This is a genomic window from Cohaesibacter sp. ES.047, assembly GCF_900215505.1.
Lineage (GTDB): Bacteria > Pseudomonadota > Alphaproteobacteria > Rhizobiales > Cohaesibacteraceae > Cohaesibacter.
The window spans coordinates 1,719,042-1,737,538 of the sequence record NZ_LT907844.1; the positions used below are offsets into that span (position 1 = coordinate 1,719,042).

Consider the following 18,497-nt stretch of genomic DNA (forward strand, 5'->3'; position numbering starts at 1 on the left):
AAATGAAACTCAAGCTGATTGCTACGACTGCAATGATGGCCATTCTATCGACCGGTGCGATGGCTGCCGAAAAGACTGATCAGGCTGCCGGAGAGAAGACATCTCCCGAATTGACGTTCAACATCTTTTCATCGACCGTTTCTCCTGAAGCGACCGTGAGCCGAAACGGCTATCTGTCTGCGAAACCCGGGCAGGTGTTGGCCACTGGTCTGCTTGGCAAGGAAGTTTATTCCGGAGCGCCGAATGGCGATGAGGAGCCCGAACTGATCGGCGATGTCAATGATATTGTCATGACCGGTGATGGTGTTGCGAAAGCGGCAGTGATCGGCGTTGGCGGCTTCGTCGGCCTTGGCGAGAAGGATGTCGCTGTGGACTTCAAACGCATTCAGTGGCGAGCCTGGGATGGTGAACCGCATCTTGTTCTGACGACTTCGAAAGAAGATCTGGAGACGGCTCCGGAATTCAACCGCGAAGGCGTGACCATGATGCAGGATGCCAACATGCTGGTCATCGATCAGAGCAATCTCAGTGCGGATCGTCTGATCGGGACGTCAGTGTATGGCAAGGAGCAAGGAGAGCTTGATGACATCGGCGAGATTGGTGATGTGATCCTGACGCCTGACCAGAAGATTGAAGCCTATGTTGTCGATGTTGGCGGCTTTCTGGGTATTGGTGCCAAGCCCGTCGAGATGTCTGCTTCGCAGTTGACGGTCTATGTCGATGCCGCTGGCGCGTTGCATGTCTACACGCCTTTCACGCGAGCCGAGCTGGAAGGCATGCCCGCATATGAAGTCGACAATGAACAGATCAGCCTGACGCGCTGATGCTCCTGTCCGGCAATTGTCTGGTTGCGGCTTGCCTTAAAATCGAATGACCCCGTGACCAAATAAAATCGCCTGCCGAACCGCTCCGAGAGTGCTGGAGCGAGTTCGGCAGGCGGTCCCCACGTATATAGATTGAGCGGCCAAGAACGTCCGGCGCACCCTTTTCCCTAGCTGATTTCGGGCAGTGTCTTGAGCTCATAGGACAGAGTGATGCTGCGCGACAGGATCGGGTCCTCCAGTTCCAGCTTGTATTGGCTGGCAGGGCGCACCCCGCCGATTGCGCCGAGGGTTCCGCACAACATGGCGGAGTTACTTGGCAGTCGCGCTCCCTTGATCAGCTCCGTGATCGGCCGGATGGCTTTGACCTCGCCTTGCTGATAGAGCGTCCACTCCCCTTTTTCCATGATGAAGCAGCGTAGCACGAGACTGTCGAGATGGTCGGCGACGTCTTCATACGGCCACAGTTCGGTTGCCACGGGCTTGGGGCAGATCTGTTTCGAGGCAGCAACGGACGCAGCTTCGATCTTGCGATCCGTGTGATCCGAGCCAAGGCCGATGTAAAAGCTCTCGCCATCCTTGATCAGCAAAGGCTCGACCTCGCCGGAGGTTTCGTGCCCGAGCACCTCGATGGTGGTTGACTGGGTGAGAGTGGTCGCCGATACGCGGTAGTAGAGCGGGATCGTTGAAGGGGGGGAAACACCCAAAGCGGACAGTTCGTCGATGTGGTGCTGCACAGCGCTGGTGTCGCGGCCCGTCCAGCCGGCCACAACGACGTGGCTGATGTCAAGATCGAGGTCATTTCCCAAGCAGGTAAATTTCATTTTGTTCATTCATCCTTGCGTTGGCTATCCATGTGTCGGCCCGGAGGCCATATCCATATTCACTGCCTTACTGCAGCATTCTGGGCAAAATAAGAGCGAGATCGGGATAGGCGATCAATAGCCCCACCATGACCAGCATGGTCAGGGCGTAGGGAGCCGCGCCGAGCATGACTTCGCTCATGTTGCCGCTTTTGCGAGCGCCTTGGACCACATAGAGGTTGAGCCCGACCGGTGGCGTGATCAAAGCCATTTCCACCAGTACAATCATCAGGATGCCGAACCATATGGGATCATAGCCAAGCCCAACCACGATGGGAACGACGATGGGAATGGTGACGACCATCAACGACAGGGTTTCGATGAAGAAACCCAGCACAATATAGATGAGCACGATGACCATGATGGTCATGAGGCTGCCAAATCCAAGCCCTTCGAGAAACCCGCGCATGACACTGCTCAGGCCCGCAGCCGACAGGGTAAAGTTGAGGAAGGATGCACCGATGATCACCAGCATGATCATGGACGTCACCTTAATGGTGCCGATGATGCTTTCGGCGATCATGCCCATCGACACGCCGCCAAAGATCAGGGCGATCACAAGTGCGCCACCAACGCCCACAGAGGCGGCTTCGGTCGGGGTTGCCCAGCCGTTGTAGATGGAGCCGATGATGGCGCTGAAAAGCAGTATGATGGGCAGCAATTCGGCAAGCCCGCCCAGTCTTTCGCGAAACGTGAATTTGCGCCGTTCTCCGCCTAGATGGGGGGCGATTGTGCAGATGATTGCCGTCACCAGCATGAAAGCCAGTGCCAGCAATATGCCCGGCAACAGACCCGCGAGGAATAGCTGCGGGATTGATGTCTGGGTCAGAAATCCATAGACAATCAGGTTGATCGAGGGCGGGATCATAATCCCGAGCGTGCCGCCCGCGGCAATGGCACCGGAGAAGAGCTTGGGGTCGTAGCCGAGGCGTTCGGCCTGCGGCATGGCGACGGTGGAAACGGTCGCGGCGGTGGCAACCGAAGAGCCGGATGTCGCCGAGAACATGGTGGCGGTCGCCACGTTGGCATGAATGAGGCCACCCGGCATCCAGGAAACCCACTTGTCGAGGGCCGCATAGGTGCGCTCTGCAATGCCGCTACGCACGAGAATCTCGCCGAGCAGGACAAAGAAGGGGATGGCGATCAGCGTGGCGCTGTTGGAGGTGGACCAGACCATGTTGCCCAGACCGCGCAGCAATGGAAAGGCGCTGAAGAATTCGTCAATCCCGAAGCCGAGCAGAAACAGAACGATGCCAACAGGAATGGACAGGCTCAAAAGGCCCAAAAGGCCAATGGTAAGGAAGGGAATCATAGCCATTCCTCCTCTGCATTGGCGATGCCAATCGTTCTTTCACTCGTCTGGAACTCGCCCTTGACGATCAAGGCCCCGGCGGCAACAAAAACAATCCATGATGAGATGGCGAACCATATCCAACCGGCAAACCATGGGATCTGCACCCAGATCAGGGGGGTCTCCAATGGTGTGTTGGCGGTCGAGGAATTCTTGAGGGAGGTTGCAACGACGGGCCAGCATTGCTTGGCGATGATGCTGACGGTCAATGACAGCATCAACAATGCAAAAAGATCAAGCATGGCGCGGCCCTTCTGCGGGGCAAGGCTCCGCAGAAAGTCAATTCGGACGTGAGACAGCTCTGTCAGAGCGAAGCTCATGCCCCAGGCGGTGGCGATTGCCATCACATATCCAGTGATTTCATCCGTTCCACCGAAAGAGGAGCCAACCTGGCGCAGCGTGATATCCGCAAGCACCAATGTCGCGCAGGCAAACAGAATTGCGCCGACCAGCAGCGCAATCCATTTGTTCAGTATGCGGACGCCCCGAAGGGTGCTTTCCGCTCTGTCTACAAGCATCTCGGTTTCCCTGTCTTGAGGTACTTATTTGACAGGGACGGTGACACCGACCACTTTGCCGACGCTGTCGTTCCAACGGGCTGCCCAGTCGCTACCAGCGCGTTCCGCCCATTCTGGCAGCACCTTGGTTTCGAGGATTTCACGGGCCTTGGCGATATCAGCATCAGATGCTTCAACGAGGGTCATATCGCGAACTTCACCGGACTTGCATTCACCTTCGCCTGTCAGGCAGGCAACGTCGTTGACCAGAGCACCCTGAGCGGAAGCCCATGCTGGTGCTTCGAAATTCTCGGCAACCTGCGTGGTGATCAGCTCTTGGGTTTCGGCGTCAAGCGCGTTCCACTTGTCCATGTTCATGGCGGTGACAACCGGATCCCAGCCACCAAGCGGGATGGTCAGCAGATGGGTGGAAACTTCCCACCAGCCAGCGCTGTAGCCAGACCCAGCACCGGTGACGGCACAGTCGACAACACCTTTTTGCAGTGCGCCCGGCACTTCAGAGAAGGCCACGTTGACGCCTTCTGCCCCGAGGGCTTCAAGGAATTTGGCGGTCATGCGGCCGGATGCCCGCACTTTCAGGCCCTTCAGGTCGTCAAGATTGTTGATTTCCTTGTTGCAGAAAACGACCTGTGGCGGATAAGGCGCGATGGCCAGAAGCTTGGAGTTGAAACGATCCTTGAAGATGTCAGCAACCATCGGGCGGGCGGCGTCGACCGCTGCCTTGGCTTTGTCCGCATCCATGGCGACGAGCGGCACGTCGAGGCCTTCAAGCTCTGGGGCATCGGATACGGCATAGTCGCCGACGGTCATGCCAACGTCATAGACGCCCTGACCGAGCAGGCGGAAGACATCGGCAACGCCGAGGTTCATTTCGTTGTGGGTGGTAACCTGCGTGGTAATCTTGCCGCCCGAAGCCTCGGGCAGGGTTTTGCCCCAGAAGGGGGCTTCATATTGATTGTAAAGTGGCAGGCTTGACCAGCTGCCAACCACCGAAAGCTCTTCGGCCATGGCCGGCATTGTAAAAGCAACAGCAGCAGTGAAGGCGAGAAGTGTCCGTTTCATATGGAATCTCCGTTGTCGGTTCCCTTATTTGGAATTTGGAAGGTTTATTATTGGCACCTCTGCATCATTTGGTATGTCCGTGACGAGCATGTGCCCCGGTTTATGTGTGATGCAGATCGGCAGTTTTGCGTTTTGTATCGAGGCTTGGGGTGTGACACCGCAGGCCCAGAATACGGGCACGTGATTGTCCAGTTCCGGAGCGGGATCGCCCCAGTCTGGTTTTGAAAGATCGCTGATGCCGATCTCGGCAGGGTCTCCGACGTGAACCGGAGCGCCGTGCGCCAGCGGGAATTTTCGGGTGATGGCTTTTGCCTCTTCTACCCGATCTTTCGGAATCATCCGCATGGATACCACCAGAGAGCCGGAAAAGGGCCCGGCTGGCACGGTGGGGATTGCGGTCTTGTACATGGGAACTGTCGTATTGTTGGTAATATGCCAGACATCGATGCCTGCGGCCAGCAGGGCATGCTCGAATGTGAAGGAGCAGCCAAGGGCAAAGGCAACCATATCATCGGTCCAGAGGTCGGAGACATCCGTGACCTCTTCCGACAGCAGCCCGCCGCGGTAGATGTAGTAGGCCGGAACATCGGTGCGGATGTCAATGTCCTTGCCAGCGGTCGACATGATCGGATTACCGGTGTCAGAGACCGCAATGAGCGGGCAGGGCTTGGGGTTTCTTTGACAAAATCTCATGAAATCGAGCGCTTGAATCGCTGGCATAATGACAACGTTGGCTTGCAACATGCCATCGCCCAGCCCGGCGGTGTGGCGGGAATAGTCGCCATGCCGAATGACCTGTCGCAGGGCATCGGTCGTTTTTGATTTCAGTGATTGATAGTCCGGGGCCATGGCTCATCCTTTGCTTTCCAAAAATCAAGCGGATGGCGGAGTAAAAATCAAATCGATATTTTTACGTCATAATGATAAAAATATTTTATCATCTTTGCGCGGTGCCTGACCAAATGGGCCCTTTGAGAGGGAATGAGTACGTGAAAATCCGGAATCTTGATACATTTTACTGGGTCTCCACTCTGGGTAGTTTTCGTGCCGCTGCTATCCATCTCAATATCAGCCAACCGGCCATATCGGCGCGCATTCACATGCTCGAGCAAGATCTGGGGGCGTGGGTTTTTCTCAGGGACGTCAGAAATGCCGAGCTGACACCGGAGGGGCGCAAGTTGCTGCCCTATGCGGAGCGAAGTATGGCTCTGGAGCAGCAGATCATCGATGCCTTTTCCTCGACGACGCGGATCGTGCAGACCATACGTCTTGGGGCTGCTGAGACCATCGTAACCAGTTGGCTGCCGGAGTTTCTTGCCTATGTTGGCAAGACAATGCCGGGGATTGCGTTCGAGCTGTCGGTTGATACGACCAACAATCTGCGCAATGCCCTGTTGTTGCGAGAGGTGGATCTGGCGTTTCTCATGGGACCCGTTGCCGAATCCAGCATCGCCAACAATCCGATCTGCGGCTATGAGATGGTGTTGTCCACGACACCGGATATCGCCTCGCAACATACCCATTGGAGTGCACCGGATATCGCTGCCAACCGGATCCTTACATTCTCACAGGAAACCCGGCCGACCAAAGAAATCCGGTCGCGGCTTGTCGCGGTCTCGGACGTGCCGCTTGACATGACGACATCGACCTCGGTCGGAGCGCTGATTGAACTGGCCTGTTCCGGTTACGGGATCTGCGCCCTGCCGCGTGCGATCATTCAGCAGGCCCTGAGCAGTGGCAAGCTGGTGGAACTCAATACCGACCTGCAACTTCAGGACCTCTCCTTCACAGCGTCTTATGTTCAGAGCGCCGTGACCAGCGAAATGGTGCGCAAGATCACCGAGAGTCTGACGACCTTTCTTGAGCCGCGCCTGCGCGACGGGATCTATTTTACCGGAGCGTCCCAGAGTGCCATCGAGCGTATCTGAGAGCGCCGGCCGCCCCGTTGCTCAAGGCCTTGCGGCGGCCTTTCGACCGCCGATGGGGCTATGGGTGCTGTTGTATTGGTATGAACTGAAATCGGAAACGTCTGATATTGGGCGCTTGTTCTGAAATTTTTTTTGCTTTTTTGGGGAACCTTTGCGGCAATCGTGCGTTGTTGAGAGCGTTAGAGAAGTGAAGGAAATCGGATTTAGTTGACCAAAAGTGTCGGAATCGCGATTTCAGTTATTTCTTGCACTTTCCGGGTGTAACTCTGTTGCGTCCGATTTCTTTTCTAATCTTGCGAATTTGTTGCGCTGCGGCAGGATTGACTTGCAAAAGCGGAAACGAGTTTTATGATGTTTATGTTAGCAAGAATGACCAAACAATATCATGGCACTGCCACTCGCAGCTTTTTGAGTTCCCTTTTCGGGGGCCGGAACCCTGACATAAAGCGTCGGAATTCTCCACGTGCGGTTCCTGCTTCGAGCAAAAACGAACGAGACCTTATGGATATCGAAACCTCTCAATCAGAAGAAGACTCTCTGAAAATGAGCGCACACCCCTTCTCCTCCCTGACGGTGGTAGGCGCTGGTTCTTGGGGCACAGCACTGGCGGCAACCGCCGCACGCGCTGGTGCACGGACCATTCTTTGGGGGCGGTCTGAAGAGACGATCTCGGAAATCAACGAAAACCACACCAACTCTGTCTTTCTGCCTGACTGCGAGCTTCCCCCCACGCTCGCAGCAACGGCTGATATTGAAAAGGCGCTGAAAGGCGCCGAAGCCCTGATGATCGTCGTGCCTTCGCGCGCCATCCGATCTGTTTGCAAGGTTGTTGCGCCTTTTGTTCCAGAGGGCATTCCCATTGCGGTTTGTGCCAAGGGGATTGAGGCGGAAACAGGGTTTTTGATGACACAGGTTGCCGAAGTCGAGCTACCGAACCATCCGGTCGGTGTGGTCTCCGGCCCAACCTTTGCCCGCGAAACGGCCCTCAATCATCCCACAGCTGTCGTCTCTGCCTTTCCGTTCACTTATGCTGACCGGCTGATGCCGAGCGAAAGCCCGGCGGTTCGGTTTGCCATGACGCTGAGCACTGAATCCTTCCGCGCCTATGTCTCTGATGACTTGGTGGGCGTTGAAATCGGTGGCGCGGTCAAGAACGTGATTGCCATCGCTTGCGGCATGATGGATGGGGCCGGGTTTGCAGAAAATACCCGAGCGGCCCTGATCACGCGCGGCGTTGATGAAATGAAGGCACTTGCCCAGGCGCTGGGTGGTCGACGGGAAACGGTGACCGGGTTGTCCGGTGTTGGTGATCTGTCGCTGACCTGTTCCTCGCCAACCTCGCGCAACATGCGTCTTGGTCTGCAGCTAGGACAGGGCATCAAGCGCGAAGACTGCTTCGATGGCCAGAAGGTCGTGGTAGAGGGCGAGATCAACGCCCGCTCGATCACTGATCTGGCCCATCGGCTTGGCGTGTCCATGCCGATCTGTGAAGCGGTGCGGGAAGTTCTTTATGAGGGCGCTGATATGGGCAAGACATTTGCAGCCCTGTGGTCCCGGCCGATTGAGGCAGAGCCGCAGGCGATGGATCTGTCCTTCACGCATCCGGCCCAGCCTCATGACGTTGCCAAATTTGCAGAGAAGATCTCCTGATCTTCTCTGACCCTACTGCAAAACTTGCATAGCCGGAGATATTATGAACGATCTCAGTTCAACTATCGCGCCGGACATCGCGCAAAAGCGTTTTGTTCTGGCGACCGATCTTGACGGAACCTTCCTAGGCGGAAGCGCTGATGACCGCAAAGCCCTTTACGATTGGATCGAGGCGCATCGCGACAGCGTCGGATTGGTTTTTGTAACGGGGCGCGACCCCGAATTTATTGTCGATCTGACGGGACGCCAGGGTGTCCCGCGCCCGGATTATGTTGTCGGCGATGTCGGCACCACGATCGCTCAGGTCATGACTGATGGCTCGGTTGCGCCCATTCCGGCGCTTGAGCAGGACATTGCTGCAACATGGAACGACAGCGGCGATGCCGTGCGTGAGGCGCTCGAGGGAGCGCCCGGCCTGACACTGCAGCCCACCGCTTTCCGCTATCGTGTCAGCTATGACATGGACCCGGACACCTTTGACAAGCACGCATGCGAAGTGGTCGAGGATATGGGCCATGACTGGCTGATTTCGGCAAACTGCTATTTCGACGTTTTGCCCAAAGGCTTCTCCAAGGGACCATCGCTGCTCAAGCTGATCGACCATTTGGGTCTCGATCAACAGAAGGTTCTGGCAGCTGGCGATACGCTCAACGATCTCTCCATGCTGGAGTGCGGTGTTCCCGCAGTCGCAGTCGGCGGGTCCGAAGAGCCGCTTTTGTCGCGGGTGCGGTCTCTTGATCATGTTCACAAGGCCTCTGCTATCGGAGCGGCTGGTATCACCGAGGCCATTCGCGCCTTCAATCTGCATCCGGAGGTCTGATCCCAGCCAAACAAGACCATTATTTATTCATTCAGCAATAAGGAAATAGAGCTAGACCCATGTCTTCAGATCTCGTCATCGTCTACCATCGCCAACCCTATGAAGAAGTTGAAGTCAACGGCAAGACCGAGCTTCGGGAAAACAAGAGCCCGAACGGCATCGTGCCGACACTGAAAAGCTTTTTCGGGGCAGCCGACCACGGCGCCTGGGTGGCTTGGAAACAGGCCGATGATCCTTCCAATCCGGAATTTGAACAAATTATCGAGGTGGAGGACGACTTTGGCAAATATTCTGTCTCCCGCCTGCCCCTATCCGCCCATCAGGTCAAGGAATTCTATCACGTCACCTCGAAAGAGGCCTTCTGGCCAATCCTTCATGGCTTTCGTGAGCGTTTCAACTATGACCCGGTCGACTGGCCAAACTTCCGCGAAGTGAACTGGGCTTTTGCCGAGGCCGCCGCTGCTGAAGCCGCTGATGGCGCAATGATCTGGGTGCATGACTATAACCTGTGGCTGGTCCCGGGATACCTGCGCAAGATGCGTCCGGATCTTCGGATTGCCTTCTTCCATCACACGCCTTTCCCGTCGGCTGACATGTTCAACATTCTGCCTTGGCGCAAGGAGATCATCGAAAGCCTGCTGAATTGCGACGTTGTCGGCTTCCACATTCCGCGGTATGCAGCCAACTTTGTGTCCGCCGCCAGCAGTCTTCTGGATGTGGAAGTGCTGCGCCGTGAAAAGGTCAGCGACGACATGATTTTCGAAGGAACGGCTCTGACCGAGCGCCGGGTTCCGACCCTGCTTAGCTGGGAAGATCGTGAGATCGGTGTCTCTGTTGCTCCGGTCGGTGTTGATGTCAAATATATTGCCGAATGCGCAACGGAACAGAAAACCCTTGATCGCGCCGCGGAAATCCGTGAGGAAATGGGCGACTCGCAGCTCATTCTGTCAGTTGGCCGGACCGATTACACCAAGGGCGGTGCCGAGCAGCTGGAAAGCTTCGAGCGGCTTCTTGAAAGCAACAAGGACCTGCATGGCAAGGTGCGTCTGATGCATGTGTCGGTCAGCGCCAACCGTGGCATGAGTGCCTATGAAGAAATCCAGAATGATATCGAGGCGGCAGCCGGGCGCATCAACGGCCGGTTCGGTACGCTCGACTGGCATCCTGTGGCGCTCATCTCGCGCGCGATTCCCTTCACCGATCTGGTTGCCTACTATCGCGCTGCCGATATTGCCTGGATCACCCCTCTGGTGGATGGCATGAATCTGGTGGCCAAGGAATATGTGTCCTCTCGCGTGGACGGGGATGGTGTTCTGGTGCTGTCCGAGTTCGCCGGGGCTGCGGTTGAGATGGGATCTGCCGTGATCACCAACCCCTTCTCGCACAAGTCCATGGATGAGGCGATTCTGACGGCTTTGAAGATGCCTGAGGAAGAACGCCGTGCCCGCATGGAGCTCTTGCGCAATGCGGTCGCCCGACGGGATATTGCCGCATGGGGTGATCAGCTTGAAGCGGAATTTGGTGCGTTGAAGGCGGCCCAGAAGCGCCGGACCTTCCATTCGGCCTATCATTATGGGGCCCAGAGCTAAGGCGCTCTCGGCTCCCACGTTGCCCTCAGAAGGGCTGCGGACATAAAGAAAAACACGAAAGCCGGGACACATGTCCCGGCTTTTTTGTGCCCGCGTCGCGCTTCAGGCGATGCCCGAGTGTTCAGCTTGTTTCCAGTCTAAGTGTTCCCGTCTATCCTGTTGCTCTGCTCTGAGTGTGAGAGCAAGGGCAGGTCCGTAAAAGGGGGGGCTGGATGATGCCTCTTGATGGTGGGTGGAATGCTGACCCTGCTTTTTGTTTCGGCAGGCGCAGACCATTCTTTGGTTGTCTCTTATTCCGTGTGATTTGCGCGCTTCAGATCCCTCCGCACTGGCTGGGAGCGTCTGATTGCGCGAGCAAAGGGCAGGCACATAAAAAGGGGCGCCGGATGGCGCCCCTTTATGGTGGTTGGACTGTTGATCCCGATGTCTTATTTCGGCAGGGCGTAGACCGCTATCTGGTCGCCGACCGTCGGCTTGAGGATCGAGTTGCCGCCGCTGATAAAGGCCACATACTCTTGTCCCATATATTGATAGACGGCAGGGTTGGCGACGACCGGGGCTTCGAGTTGGTCGGACCACAGCGTCTTGCCGGTTTTGAGGTCATAGGCTCTGACCTTGCCGTCCATGGTGGACCCGATGAAGACGAGGCCGCCGGCGGTAACCGCTGGACCACCAATCGTCGGGGAGCCCATGCTCTCTGGCATGAAAAAGCCGTATCTCTGGGATTCACCGATTGGCTTGCGCCATTTCACGTCACCGGTGGTCATGTCCAGTGCGACCAGTTCACCAAACGGAGGCTCCCAGCAAGGCATGCCGAGCCAGTTCATGGCATTCATCAGCGACATGCCATAAGGCGAGCCAAGCTGCGGGTGGAAGCCCTGCTCGTTGCCCGAACTGCCGTTGATTTGATCATAGTCTTTGCGGGCAAAGAGCTTGATATACTGCACAATGTGGCTGGTGTTGACGATAGCCGTCTGGCTTTCCGGATCGAAGGCCACGCCACCCCATTGGACGCCACCGGCGCTATCGGGATAGGTCAGTACACCTTCACCTTTAGTGGTCGGCGGGGAATACATGCCGTTGTAGCTGAGATCATCGAACAGGGCCGAGCAGGAGCCGCCGCCGACAAGATCGGCAAGCCACCAGACATCAGGTTTTTTCGACTGATCCAGAAGCGGGGCAGGCTTGGTCGGGAAGGGCTGCGTTGCGGCATAAACCTCACCCTCGACGCTGCCGTCGCCCTGAGGCACAGGGCGTTCTTCGATCGGCCAGACGTCTTCACCGGTTTCGCGATTGACCACGAACAAGAAGCCCATTTTGGTGGCCTGAAGCAGTGCCGGGATCTCTTTGCCGTCGACGGTGATATCCATCAGGGTCGGGGCGGAGTTGATGTCATAGTCCCAGACGTCGTGATGGACCCACTGACGCGACCAGACAACCTTACCTGTATCAAGGTCGAGTGCTGTCGTTGATGTGGCATAGGGGATCTGTTGCTTGCGATTGCCACCCCAATAGTTGGGAGAGGGCGAGGCGACCGGTAGGTAGACAAGCCCGAGAGCCTCGTCCACGGACATGGCAGTCCAGACGTTTGCCGTACCCGTTTGCTGGCGGATGTTTTCAGGGATCGTGTCGAATGACCACTGCAATTCGCCAGTCTGCGGGTCAACCGAGAAGACCGCGCCCGGTGGCGCTTCGGAATATTGCCAATCGCTGCCGGCCCAGCCCATGATCAGGTGATTGTCGGTGACGGTTGGTGGCTGAAGCATGGACAGCGGAAAGCGATCCTTGCGGGTGTTCCACTGGTTGACGTCGAGTGCACCATTGTCGCCGAAATCGGCGCATGGCTTGCCTGTGTCTGCGTCAACTGCAAACAGGCGGGCATCCATCGTGCCGATGTAGACGATTTTTTGACAGGCTTCCCCTTCGACTGGGTCTTCTGCCTGCCAGTAGGCCACACCACGGTTTTTCAGGGCTGGCTGGGTGAGCGCCTTGAGTGTCGATTTGGTATCAAACGCCCATTTTTGCGCGCCGGTTGCCGGATCAAGTGCAAGGATGCGATAGAAAGGGGTGCCGATATAAAGGGTGTCGTTGGCAAAAACCGGGGTTGCCGACCAGACGGTTGCCGGCAGGTCGCCGCTACCATCCGAGATATCTCCGGTGTGGACTTCCCAGACCTTTTCGAGATCGCCAACGTTGTTGGCGTTGATTTCGCTGAGGGGGGAGTATTTCTGGGCGCTCAACTGACCGTGGAAGCTGTCCCAAACGGGCGAATCCGGCACAAGCGGAATGCTTTTCTTGTCGCGCGGCTCGGTGTTGAGGATCGGCTCGACGATCGCCTCGTCGACATCCCGGATCGGGGCCGGCGCGACGTAATTGCTGTTGGCTGCCGCGTTTTCAGCCGCGTTTTCAGACTCTGTGGCGGCCTCAGTGTCTGCTTCTGCGTCGGGTGTTGCAGACGGTGCGGACATTGTTGGGGAAACCGTAAGCGGTTTTTCCGTCTCGCTTGTTTCCTGAGCGACGGATGTCTGTAACCCGAAGGACAGGAAGACCGTGCTGGCGAGGAGGACGCCTAGTGTTTGCTGTCTCATGCTACAGCTCCTTTCGCGCCATGTGTGCTTGATTGGGATTTGTCTGCTACGCCCCATATGGCACCGATCAGTGCGACGACCATGGCTGCGATAAGCCACCATTCATGGAGAAAATATCCGGCTGCGATCGTGCAAAGAATGTCGGCAACGATCAGGGCCTTGACCGTAAAGCGGAAAGCCCCTTTAGGGAGCATAGGGTGAATGAGTGCGGCGAGAAGCATGATGCCGGTCGAGAAGATGACAAGGGCCGCCCCAATCGTCCCGTTCACGCCAGTCAGTGGTGTCAGATAATAATAAAGCGATATTCCCAGCCCAGCCGCTGATCCCAGAAGGATCAGGCCTGTGGCGAGTGAATACCGTTGGGAAATGGCATTCATGATGAAACCTTTCGGATGCTTGTATTCTGTCTTTCAACCTTCATGGTGGCAGCAGCTTGGGAACGCGCCTGTCATGAGGGCCGTTTCGAGACAATCAAAGACCAAGCGAACTTTCTTTCGCCGAGGACTTGCAACCGTTAAACGTTTCGGTGATGGGATTGTTCCGTTTTTGTGCAGATTGTTTTGAAAAGGTGTCGACGCTCGATGTGGCTGCGCACGGAAACGCAGCCAACACGTGACAAGGGGGACTTTGCCGGCTTTTCTGTGTGCCTGATGTGCTGTCAGGCTCTGCCTCTGGTCATCGGGGGAGGAAGCCAGAGGCGGTCGAGCGTGTCAGTCGGTCTGAGGCGAAAAGAACAGGATCATTCGACAGTTTTCGCCGTTTTCGTCACTTTGAACGTAGCCGGAGAGCATGGTCGTCACTCTCTCGCCGGTCTCCTGTTGCAACTGGCATTCGGTGGCGTTGACAAAGCCTTTCACAAACCATCCGGTGCGGACGGGCTCGCTGCCAAGGTGACGCGATTGCGTCGTCAGAAGAGATGACAGCTTCTGATCGACGAGGTCTTCGGGATCTTTCTCCAGTGTTGACGAAATCTGGTGATTGGCCTGAAGGATCTCTCCCTGTTCGTTGATCACAATGGCTGGCAACGGCATTTTCTGGATCAGTTCGTCGATCTGCGCAGCATTGTGACTTGCCTGGCGCTCGGCTGTTCTGTGATCCGTGACATCGTGCAGGGAAATGACGGCGCCGATCTTCTTGCCTTGCTGATCAAGGATCGAGCGGCCATGGGTGCTGACAATGTGTGGCGTATCGCCGTAACGATCAACGACAATCTCGGACTGGTTCTTGTGGTTGTCATTGAAGGCCCGTGTCAGCGGGCTGTTGCCCATGTCCAGCGGCGTGACGCCGTCGGCCTTGAACAAGCGGTGGCTGGTGATCAGAGGCATCAAAAGGCTGAGAGAATTCTCGATGCCGAGCATTTCGCTGGCGCTCTTGTTGAACAGAACCGGAAGGCCATTGTCATCGCAGGCGATGATGCCATCCTGCGCATTGTCGAGAACGGCGCTGAGATATTCCTGCTCGATTTCGAGTTCGTGGGTCTTCTCCTGCACCAGTTCTTCGAGATGCTCGTTGGCGGCGGCCAACTCTTCCTTGGCGAGCTTGCGAGAAATGTGCGCGAACATGCGGGCGCCCAGGATCGTGAAATTGACAGGCTTTTCAATGTAGTCTACGGCACCGCTTTGCAGAGCCTCGACATGATCCCTGGTTTCTTCACGCGCCGTGACGACGACGATCGGCAGATCCAGATGCGGATAGAGCTCCTTGACACGCAACAGAACGTCGTACCCGCTCATTCCCGGCATGACAAGGTCCAGCAGCACAAGATCGGGCGTTTCGTTCTCAATGGCCGCGAGCGCTTCTTCGCCCGTTGCAGCCAGAACGACTTCGTAGCCTTCATAGTCGGCAAACAGTCCGAGGATTTCTCTCAGTTCATTGTCATCATCAACGATCAGAACCTGCGGTTTCTGCCGGTTGTGCTGTTTATCGAGGTGCGGAGGCGCGCTCAATGCGTTCATCATGTCGGTTTTCATTCACTCTCTCCATTGATCTTTCTTGCTGTCTGATACGGCCCACTTTCTACTTTCTGTTTTGAAAGGCGGGGATCTGGGCATCGTATAGGGTTGATTGTTCGGGGCTGGCTTCTTCCACCAGATCCTTGAGGTCGCTGAACAATGCTTCGATCCTTATTTCCTGTTCCTGGGTGATCGGGCCTGCCGTGTTTCCCAGTTCCTTGAGATATCGTTCCAGTTTGGCGGCCGACTGGCTGATTTCGTTGAACCCGATGGTTCCGCTGCTGCCCTTGACCTTGTGTGCACGGTCTGCGGCTTCAATGGCTATGTGCTGGCACTGGTCTCCAGCACAGTGGAGCCGGGTCAGGCTGAGATCGATCTCAGCGAGTTCCTGTCCCAGCGTGGTGCAATGCCTCTTGATCAGGGCCCGCAGTTGCTCAATCATCCTGTTGCGCGCTCCTCACCCAGATAGTTCTGCCAGATGCAGGATACCTTGTAGGGCAATTCAATTGGATCGAATGGCTTGATGATCACGTCAATGGCACCGTTGTCGCGATATTCCTTGACCTCGTGGCGCTGAGCCTTGGCTGTGAGAAACACCACCGGGATGTTGGCTGAGGCGGGGTCTTTTTTCAGTTTCTCGAATGTTTCGGTTCCATCCATGCCCGGCATCATGACGTCCATCAGGATCAGGTCTGGGGCGAATTGTGGCACTTTTTCAAGCGCTTCCTGACCACTGGCGCAAAGGTCGATGGCGAAACCGCCAAGGGAGCCGAGCGCGAGTTCGGCAATCGCTCGAATATCTGGATCATCCTCGACATAGGTTATGCGTTTGAGTTGCTGTTGCATTGTTTTCAGCCTCCTTTTTAGGCAATGCCTCTTAGTGGCTCCGTTGTCGTGTCTTGTTCTTCGGGTATCTCGAGTGCGGACGTTTCAGCGACCTTGAGGCGCACATGGAAGGTAGTGCCCACGCCCTCCTCGGTTTCAAAGCTGATGTCACCACCATGTGCCCTGACGATTTCTTTCGAGATGGCAAGGCCCAGTCCGGACCCCCCTGTGCGCCGGTTGCCGGAATTGTCTGCCTGGGCGAATTTCCCGAAGACCTGCTCCTGGAAGGCTGCCGGGATCCCCTTGCCATGGTCCGTGACGGAGATGTGCAAGCGATCCTTTTCGCGTTCCGCAGCGATCCGCACCTCACCGCCGTCCGGTGAATGCTTGACGGCGTTCGATATGAGGTTGGTCATGACCTGTTCGATACGGTACGGGTCGGCCGATACAACAAGGTTTTGGCTATGGCATTCAAGCTTGAGTGACACACCATACTGGCGGCCGTATGCACGATTTTCACGGATGTTTCTTTCGAGAAGGTCCACAATCCGGATTGGCTCGACGTCATAGGTCAATTTGCCGGCCTCGATTTTTTCCATGTCGAGGATGTCGTTGACCAGATGGGTCAGCCGGTCACAGTTGTCGTAGGCGATATCGAGCATTTTACGCGGTTGCTCTGGCAGATCGCCGGGCATGATCGAGCGAACCAGACCAAGAGACCCCTTGATTGACGTAAGGGGTGTGCGCAGCTCGTGGCTGACCTTCGAGACGAACTCGCTTTTCATTGTCTGGACTTTTTGCAGCTCCGTCAGATCGGTCATGATGCCGGTGTAATAGGTCTCGCCTTTGACGCGCAGTTTGCTGACGGCCAGATGCACCTGAACCGATGAACCATCCTTGCGAACGGCGGTGACCTCGCGTCCGACGCCGATGATATTGGGCTTGCCTCCGCTGGCGAAACGCCTCAGATAGTCGTTGTGTCGCTCCCGATCATAGGCATTCATCAGCATCGAAACATTTTTGCCAATCATTTCCTCGCGGTCGTATCCGAACAAACTGCTTGTGGCCTGATTGACGTCTTTGATGATCCCGCGCTTGTTGATCGACAGAATCGGGTTTTCTGCTGTCGCAAGAATGGCTTTGATGCGTTCCTGCTTCTCTTCGAGGCTGGCCGCCATTTGATAGACGGACCGCAGCAGGATACCGACTTCATCGCGGCGCTTCCGGCCTTCGACCTTCAAGCTTTCAAGTGGGGCTCCCATTGAAAGGTTCGATGTTGCCTTGGTCAGCAATTGCAAGGGGCTGGCCATGTAGCGGGTCAGAATGGAGGCAATGATCGTCGCCACGACAACCAGCATCAGTGTGATGACGATGATCTGGTCGCGCATGACAATGCTCTGCTCCATCAATAAAGACATCGGCGCGACAGCTGCGATCAGAATGGAGTGGTGCTGCAATTCCTCGGAAAGATGCAGCCGTGCAACTCGCGCCAGATAGTCATCGGTTTGCACGCTCCAGCTTTGGCCTTTGGCTGAGTGGGCTGCGCCTTGGAGCAATTGGCCAATGGCCGGATATTCTTTCTGCAATCTGTAGGGCGTCCCCAGATCGCGACCGAATGTTTTCGTTTCATCGGGATGAGAGAGATAGGCACCGGTTTTGTCGGTCATCAGGAAAATCTTTTCCCGCTCCATAACATTCGTCAGCCGTTTGATCACCCGGGACATGTTGGTGTTGATGACGATGACACCAAGCAGTTCAGCGTCGCGCCCATAGACCTTGCTGGCCACGCGCATCACGGCAACGTGGGGCGTCTCGATCTCATTGCGTTCACGGTTCAGGTCAATGCCGAAAAAACGCACCCTGTCCTGCAAGTCGGCCAATGTTGCGGCAAAATATGCCCGAGTACTCTTGTCCTGCAGACCATTGCCTTTGACGCGTGTGGGATTGCCTTGGCCATTGTTGATCCGGACCAGTTCCATCCCTGTCTTGTCGATCAGACGGATCTGCAAGAGATCCGGGTTGCTTTCTGCCAGTGAGAGAAAGATCTGGGCCAGTCGGTCTTTCCAGACGGCTTCCTTGATGTTTGCGATCTGTTCGCTACCGCTTTCGGCGCGCGCGTTCAGAATGCCCTGAATGGGAGGGGTTCCGGCAAGCATCCTGACATTGCGCTTGGCATCGTCTGTTGCGATCTTCAGATCACGGGCGGCCTGTTGAACCGCGAAGTCAAGTCTTTCACTCTCTCTAGAAATATTCGTTTCCTGATTTTGCCAGTATTGTAAAAAACCGACAAAAATCGACGTACACAAAACAAGACCAATCGCCATAGCAAGAAAAGGCGTGAAAATGCTATCCGAAATATTTATGTCTTTTTCTTCGTAAATGTTCATTGTTGTACATTTCAAAAAGAAGGGCGTGCTCATACATGTCTTGTTCTTATTATTTCATTCGGCTGATGTAGAAAAAGTTAAGCGATCAAATTGCAATCAAAATATAATTATTATTATAAATGTCCAAAATTATTTTTGTATAT

Annotated in this window: 16 protein-coding genes; 5 read left to right on the forward strand and 11 right to left on the reverse strand. The window is 55.8% G+C overall.

Translation table 11 applies throughout. From position 1 onward, the window contains the following. Positions 1–2: 2 nt before the first annotated feature. Positions 3–824, forward strand: a complete 822-nt coding sequence (locus CPH65_RS07700) for a PRC-barrel domain-containing protein (RefSeq protein WP_096172952.1) — start codon at positions 3–5, stop codon at positions 822–824. 167 nt (positions 825–991) lie between these two features. On the opposite strand, the gene CPH65_RS07705 is transcribed toward CPH65_RS07700, so the two are convergent. From CPH65_RS07705 to CPH65_RS07725, 5 genes are all read right to left on the reverse strand, one after another. Further along, positions 992–1,645 (reverse strand): DUF2848 domain-containing protein, encoded by a 654-nt coding sequence (locus tag CPH65_RS07705; protein WP_096176297.1) that lies wholly within the window; start codon positions 1,643–1,645, stop codon positions 992–994. Between the two features lie 67 nt (positions 1,646–1,712). After that, positions 1,713–2,996 (reverse strand): TRAP transporter large permease, encoded by a 1,284-nt coding sequence (locus CPH65_RS07710; RefSeq protein WP_096172953.1) that lies wholly within the window; start codon positions 2,994–2,996, stop codon positions 1,713–1,715. Beyond that, positions 2,993–3,553 carry a TRAP transporter small permease subunit gene (locus CPH65_RS07715; RefSeq protein ID WP_096172954.1) on the reverse strand — a complete coding sequence of 187 codons (561 nt, stop codon included), beginning with the start codon at positions 3,551–3,553 and terminating at the stop codon, positions 2,993–2,995. Before CPH65_RS07715 ends, CPH65_RS07710 begins: the two co-directional genes overlap by 4 nt. Before the next feature lie 24 nt (positions 3,554–3,577). Next, on the reverse strand, positions 3,578–4,615 hold the full coding sequence (locus tag CPH65_RS07720) for a TRAP transporter substrate-binding protein (protein WP_096172955.1): 1,038 nt from the start codon (positions 4,613–4,615) through the stop codon (positions 3,578–3,580). Between the two features lie 24 nt (positions 4,616–4,639). Beyond that, positions 4,640–5,464 carry a putative hydro-lyase gene (locus tag CPH65_RS07725; RefSeq protein ID WP_096172956.1) on the reverse strand — a complete coding sequence of 275 codons (825 nt, stop codon included), beginning with the start codon at positions 5,462–5,464 and terminating at the stop codon, positions 4,640–4,642. 140 nt (positions 5,465–5,604) lie between these two features. Here CPH65_RS07725 and CPH65_RS07730 point away from each other — a divergent pair, with 140 nt between their 5' ends. The 4 genes from CPH65_RS07730 to ggpS all read left to right on the forward strand — a co-directional run bounded on the left by CPH65_RS07730 (position 5,605) and on the right by ggpS (position 10,602). Beyond that, positions 5,605–6,543: a LysR family transcriptional regulator gene (locus tag CPH65_RS07730; RefSeq protein ID WP_096172957.1), complete on the forward strand. Its 939-nt coding sequence runs from the start codon at positions 5,605–5,607 to the stop codon at positions 6,541–6,543. A gap of 543 nt (positions 6,544–7,086) precedes the next feature. Then, entirely contained in the window at positions 7,087–8,193 is a 1,107-nt protein-coding gene (locus CPH65_RS07735) for an NAD(P)H-dependent glycerol-3-phosphate dehydrogenase (RefSeq protein ID WP_096176298.1), read from the forward strand. 43 nt (positions 8,194–8,236) lie between these two features. Then, positions 8,237–9,013 carry an HAD-IIB family hydrolase gene (locus tag CPH65_RS07740; protein ID WP_096172958.1) on the forward strand — a complete coding sequence of 259 codons (777 nt, stop codon included), beginning with the start codon at positions 8,237–8,239 and terminating at the stop codon, positions 9,011–9,013. A 59-nt stretch (positions 9,014–9,072) separates the two neighbouring features. After that, positions 9,073–10,602, forward strand: coding sequence for a glucosylglycerol-phosphate synthase (gene ggpS, locus CPH65_RS07745; RefSeq protein ID WP_096172959.1), 1,530 nt, complete (start codon positions 9,073–9,075; stop codon positions 10,600–10,602). A 428-nt stretch (positions 10,603–11,030) separates the two neighbouring features. Here the strand turns inward: ggpS and CPH65_RS07750 are convergent, their stop codons facing one another. From CPH65_RS07750 to CPH65_RS07775, 6 genes are all read right to left on the reverse strand, one after another. Further along, positions 11,031–13,190, reverse strand: a complete 2,160-nt coding sequence (locus tag CPH65_RS07750; RefSeq protein ID WP_244574568.1) for a pyrroloquinoline quinone-dependent dehydrogenase — start codon at positions 13,188–13,190, stop codon at positions 11,031–11,033. Further along, positions 13,187–13,567, reverse strand: a complete 381-nt coding sequence (locus tag CPH65_RS07755; RefSeq protein WP_096172960.1) for a hypothetical protein — start codon at positions 13,565–13,567, stop codon at positions 13,187–13,189. Before CPH65_RS07755 ends, CPH65_RS07750 begins: the two co-directional genes overlap by 4 nt. Positions 13,568–13,900: 333 nt before the next feature. Further along, the gene (locus CPH65_RS07760) at positions 13,901–15,160 is read right to left on the reverse strand and encodes a response regulator (RefSeq protein WP_096172961.1); all 1,260 of its coding nucleotides are present in this window, start codon (positions 15,158–15,160) and stop codon (positions 13,901–13,903) included. A 46-nt stretch (positions 15,161–15,206) separates the two neighbouring features. Further along, positions 15,207–15,584 (reverse strand): Hpt domain-containing protein, encoded by a 378-nt coding sequence (locus CPH65_RS07765; RefSeq protein WP_096172962.1) that lies wholly within the window; start codon positions 15,582–15,584, stop codon positions 15,207–15,209. Continuing rightward, positions 15,581–15,988: a response regulator gene (locus CPH65_RS07770; protein ID WP_096172963.1), complete on the reverse strand. Its 408-nt coding sequence runs from the start codon at positions 15,986–15,988 to the stop codon at positions 15,581–15,583. Before CPH65_RS07770 ends, CPH65_RS07765 begins: the two co-directional genes overlap by 4 nt. A 17-nt stretch (positions 15,989–16,005) precedes the next feature. Further along, a complete protein-coding gene (locus CPH65_RS07775) occupies positions 16,006–18,354 on the reverse strand; it encodes an ATP-binding protein (RefSeq protein ID WP_172891482.1) in 2,349 nt (782 codons plus the stop codon). Positions 18,355–18,497: the final 143 nt, after the last annotated feature.

Coding starts and splice junctions, on each gene's coding strand:
- CPH65_RS07700 (WP_096172952.1), top strand. CDS start 3: ATGAAACTCAAGCTGATTGCTACGACTGCAATGATGGCCATTCTATCG.
- CPH65_RS07705 (WP_096176297.1), bottom strand. CDS start 1,645: ATGAAATTTACCTGCTTGGGAAATGACCTCGATCTTGACATCAGCCAC.
- CPH65_RS07710 (WP_096172953.1), bottom strand. CDS start 2,996: ATGATTCCCTTCCTTACCATTGGCCTTTTGGGCCTTTTGAGCCTGTCC.
- CPH65_RS07715 (WP_096172954.1), bottom strand. CDS start 3,553: ATGCTTGTAGACAGAGCGGAAAGCACCCTTCGGGGCGTCCGCATACTG.
- CPH65_RS07720 (WP_096172955.1), bottom strand. CDS start 4,615: ATGAAACGGACACTTCTCGCCTTCACTGCTGCTGTTGCTTTTACAATG.
- CPH65_RS07725 (WP_096172956.1), bottom strand. CDS start 5,464: ATGGCCCCGGACTATCAATCACTGAAATCAAAAACGACCGATGCCCTG.
- CPH65_RS07735 (WP_096176298.1), top strand. CDS start 7,087: ATGAGCGCACACCCCTTCTCCTCCCTGACGGTGGTAGGCGCTGGTTCT.
- CPH65_RS07740 (WP_096172958.1), top strand. CDS start 8,237: ATGAACGATCTCAGTTCAACTATCGCGCCGGACATCGCGCAAAAGCGT.
- ggpS (WP_096172959.1), top strand. CDS start 9,073: ATGTCTTCAGATCTCGTCATCGTCTACCATCGCCAACCCTATGAAGAA.
- CPH65_RS07750 (WP_244574568.1), bottom strand. CDS start 13,190: ATGAGACAGCAAACACTAGGCGTCCTCCTCGCCAGCACGGTCTTCCTG.
- CPH65_RS07755 (WP_096172960.1), bottom strand. CDS start 13,567: ATGAATGCCATTTCCCAACGGTATTCACTCGCCACAGGCCTGATCCTT.
- CPH65_RS07760 (WP_096172961.1), bottom strand. CDS start 15,160: ATGAAAACCGACATGATGAACGCATTGAGCGCGCCTCCGCACCTCGAT.
- CPH65_RS07765 (WP_096172962.1), bottom strand. CDS start 15,584: ATGATTGAGCAACTGCGGGCCCTGATCAAGAGGCATTGCACCACGCTG.
- CPH65_RS07770 (WP_096172963.1), bottom strand. CDS start 15,988: ATGCAACAGCAACTCAAACGCATAACCTATGTCGAGGATGATCCAGAT.
- CPH65_RS07775 (WP_172891482.1), bottom strand. CDS start 18,354: ATGAACATTTACGAAGAAAAAGACATAAATATTTCGGATAGCATTTTC.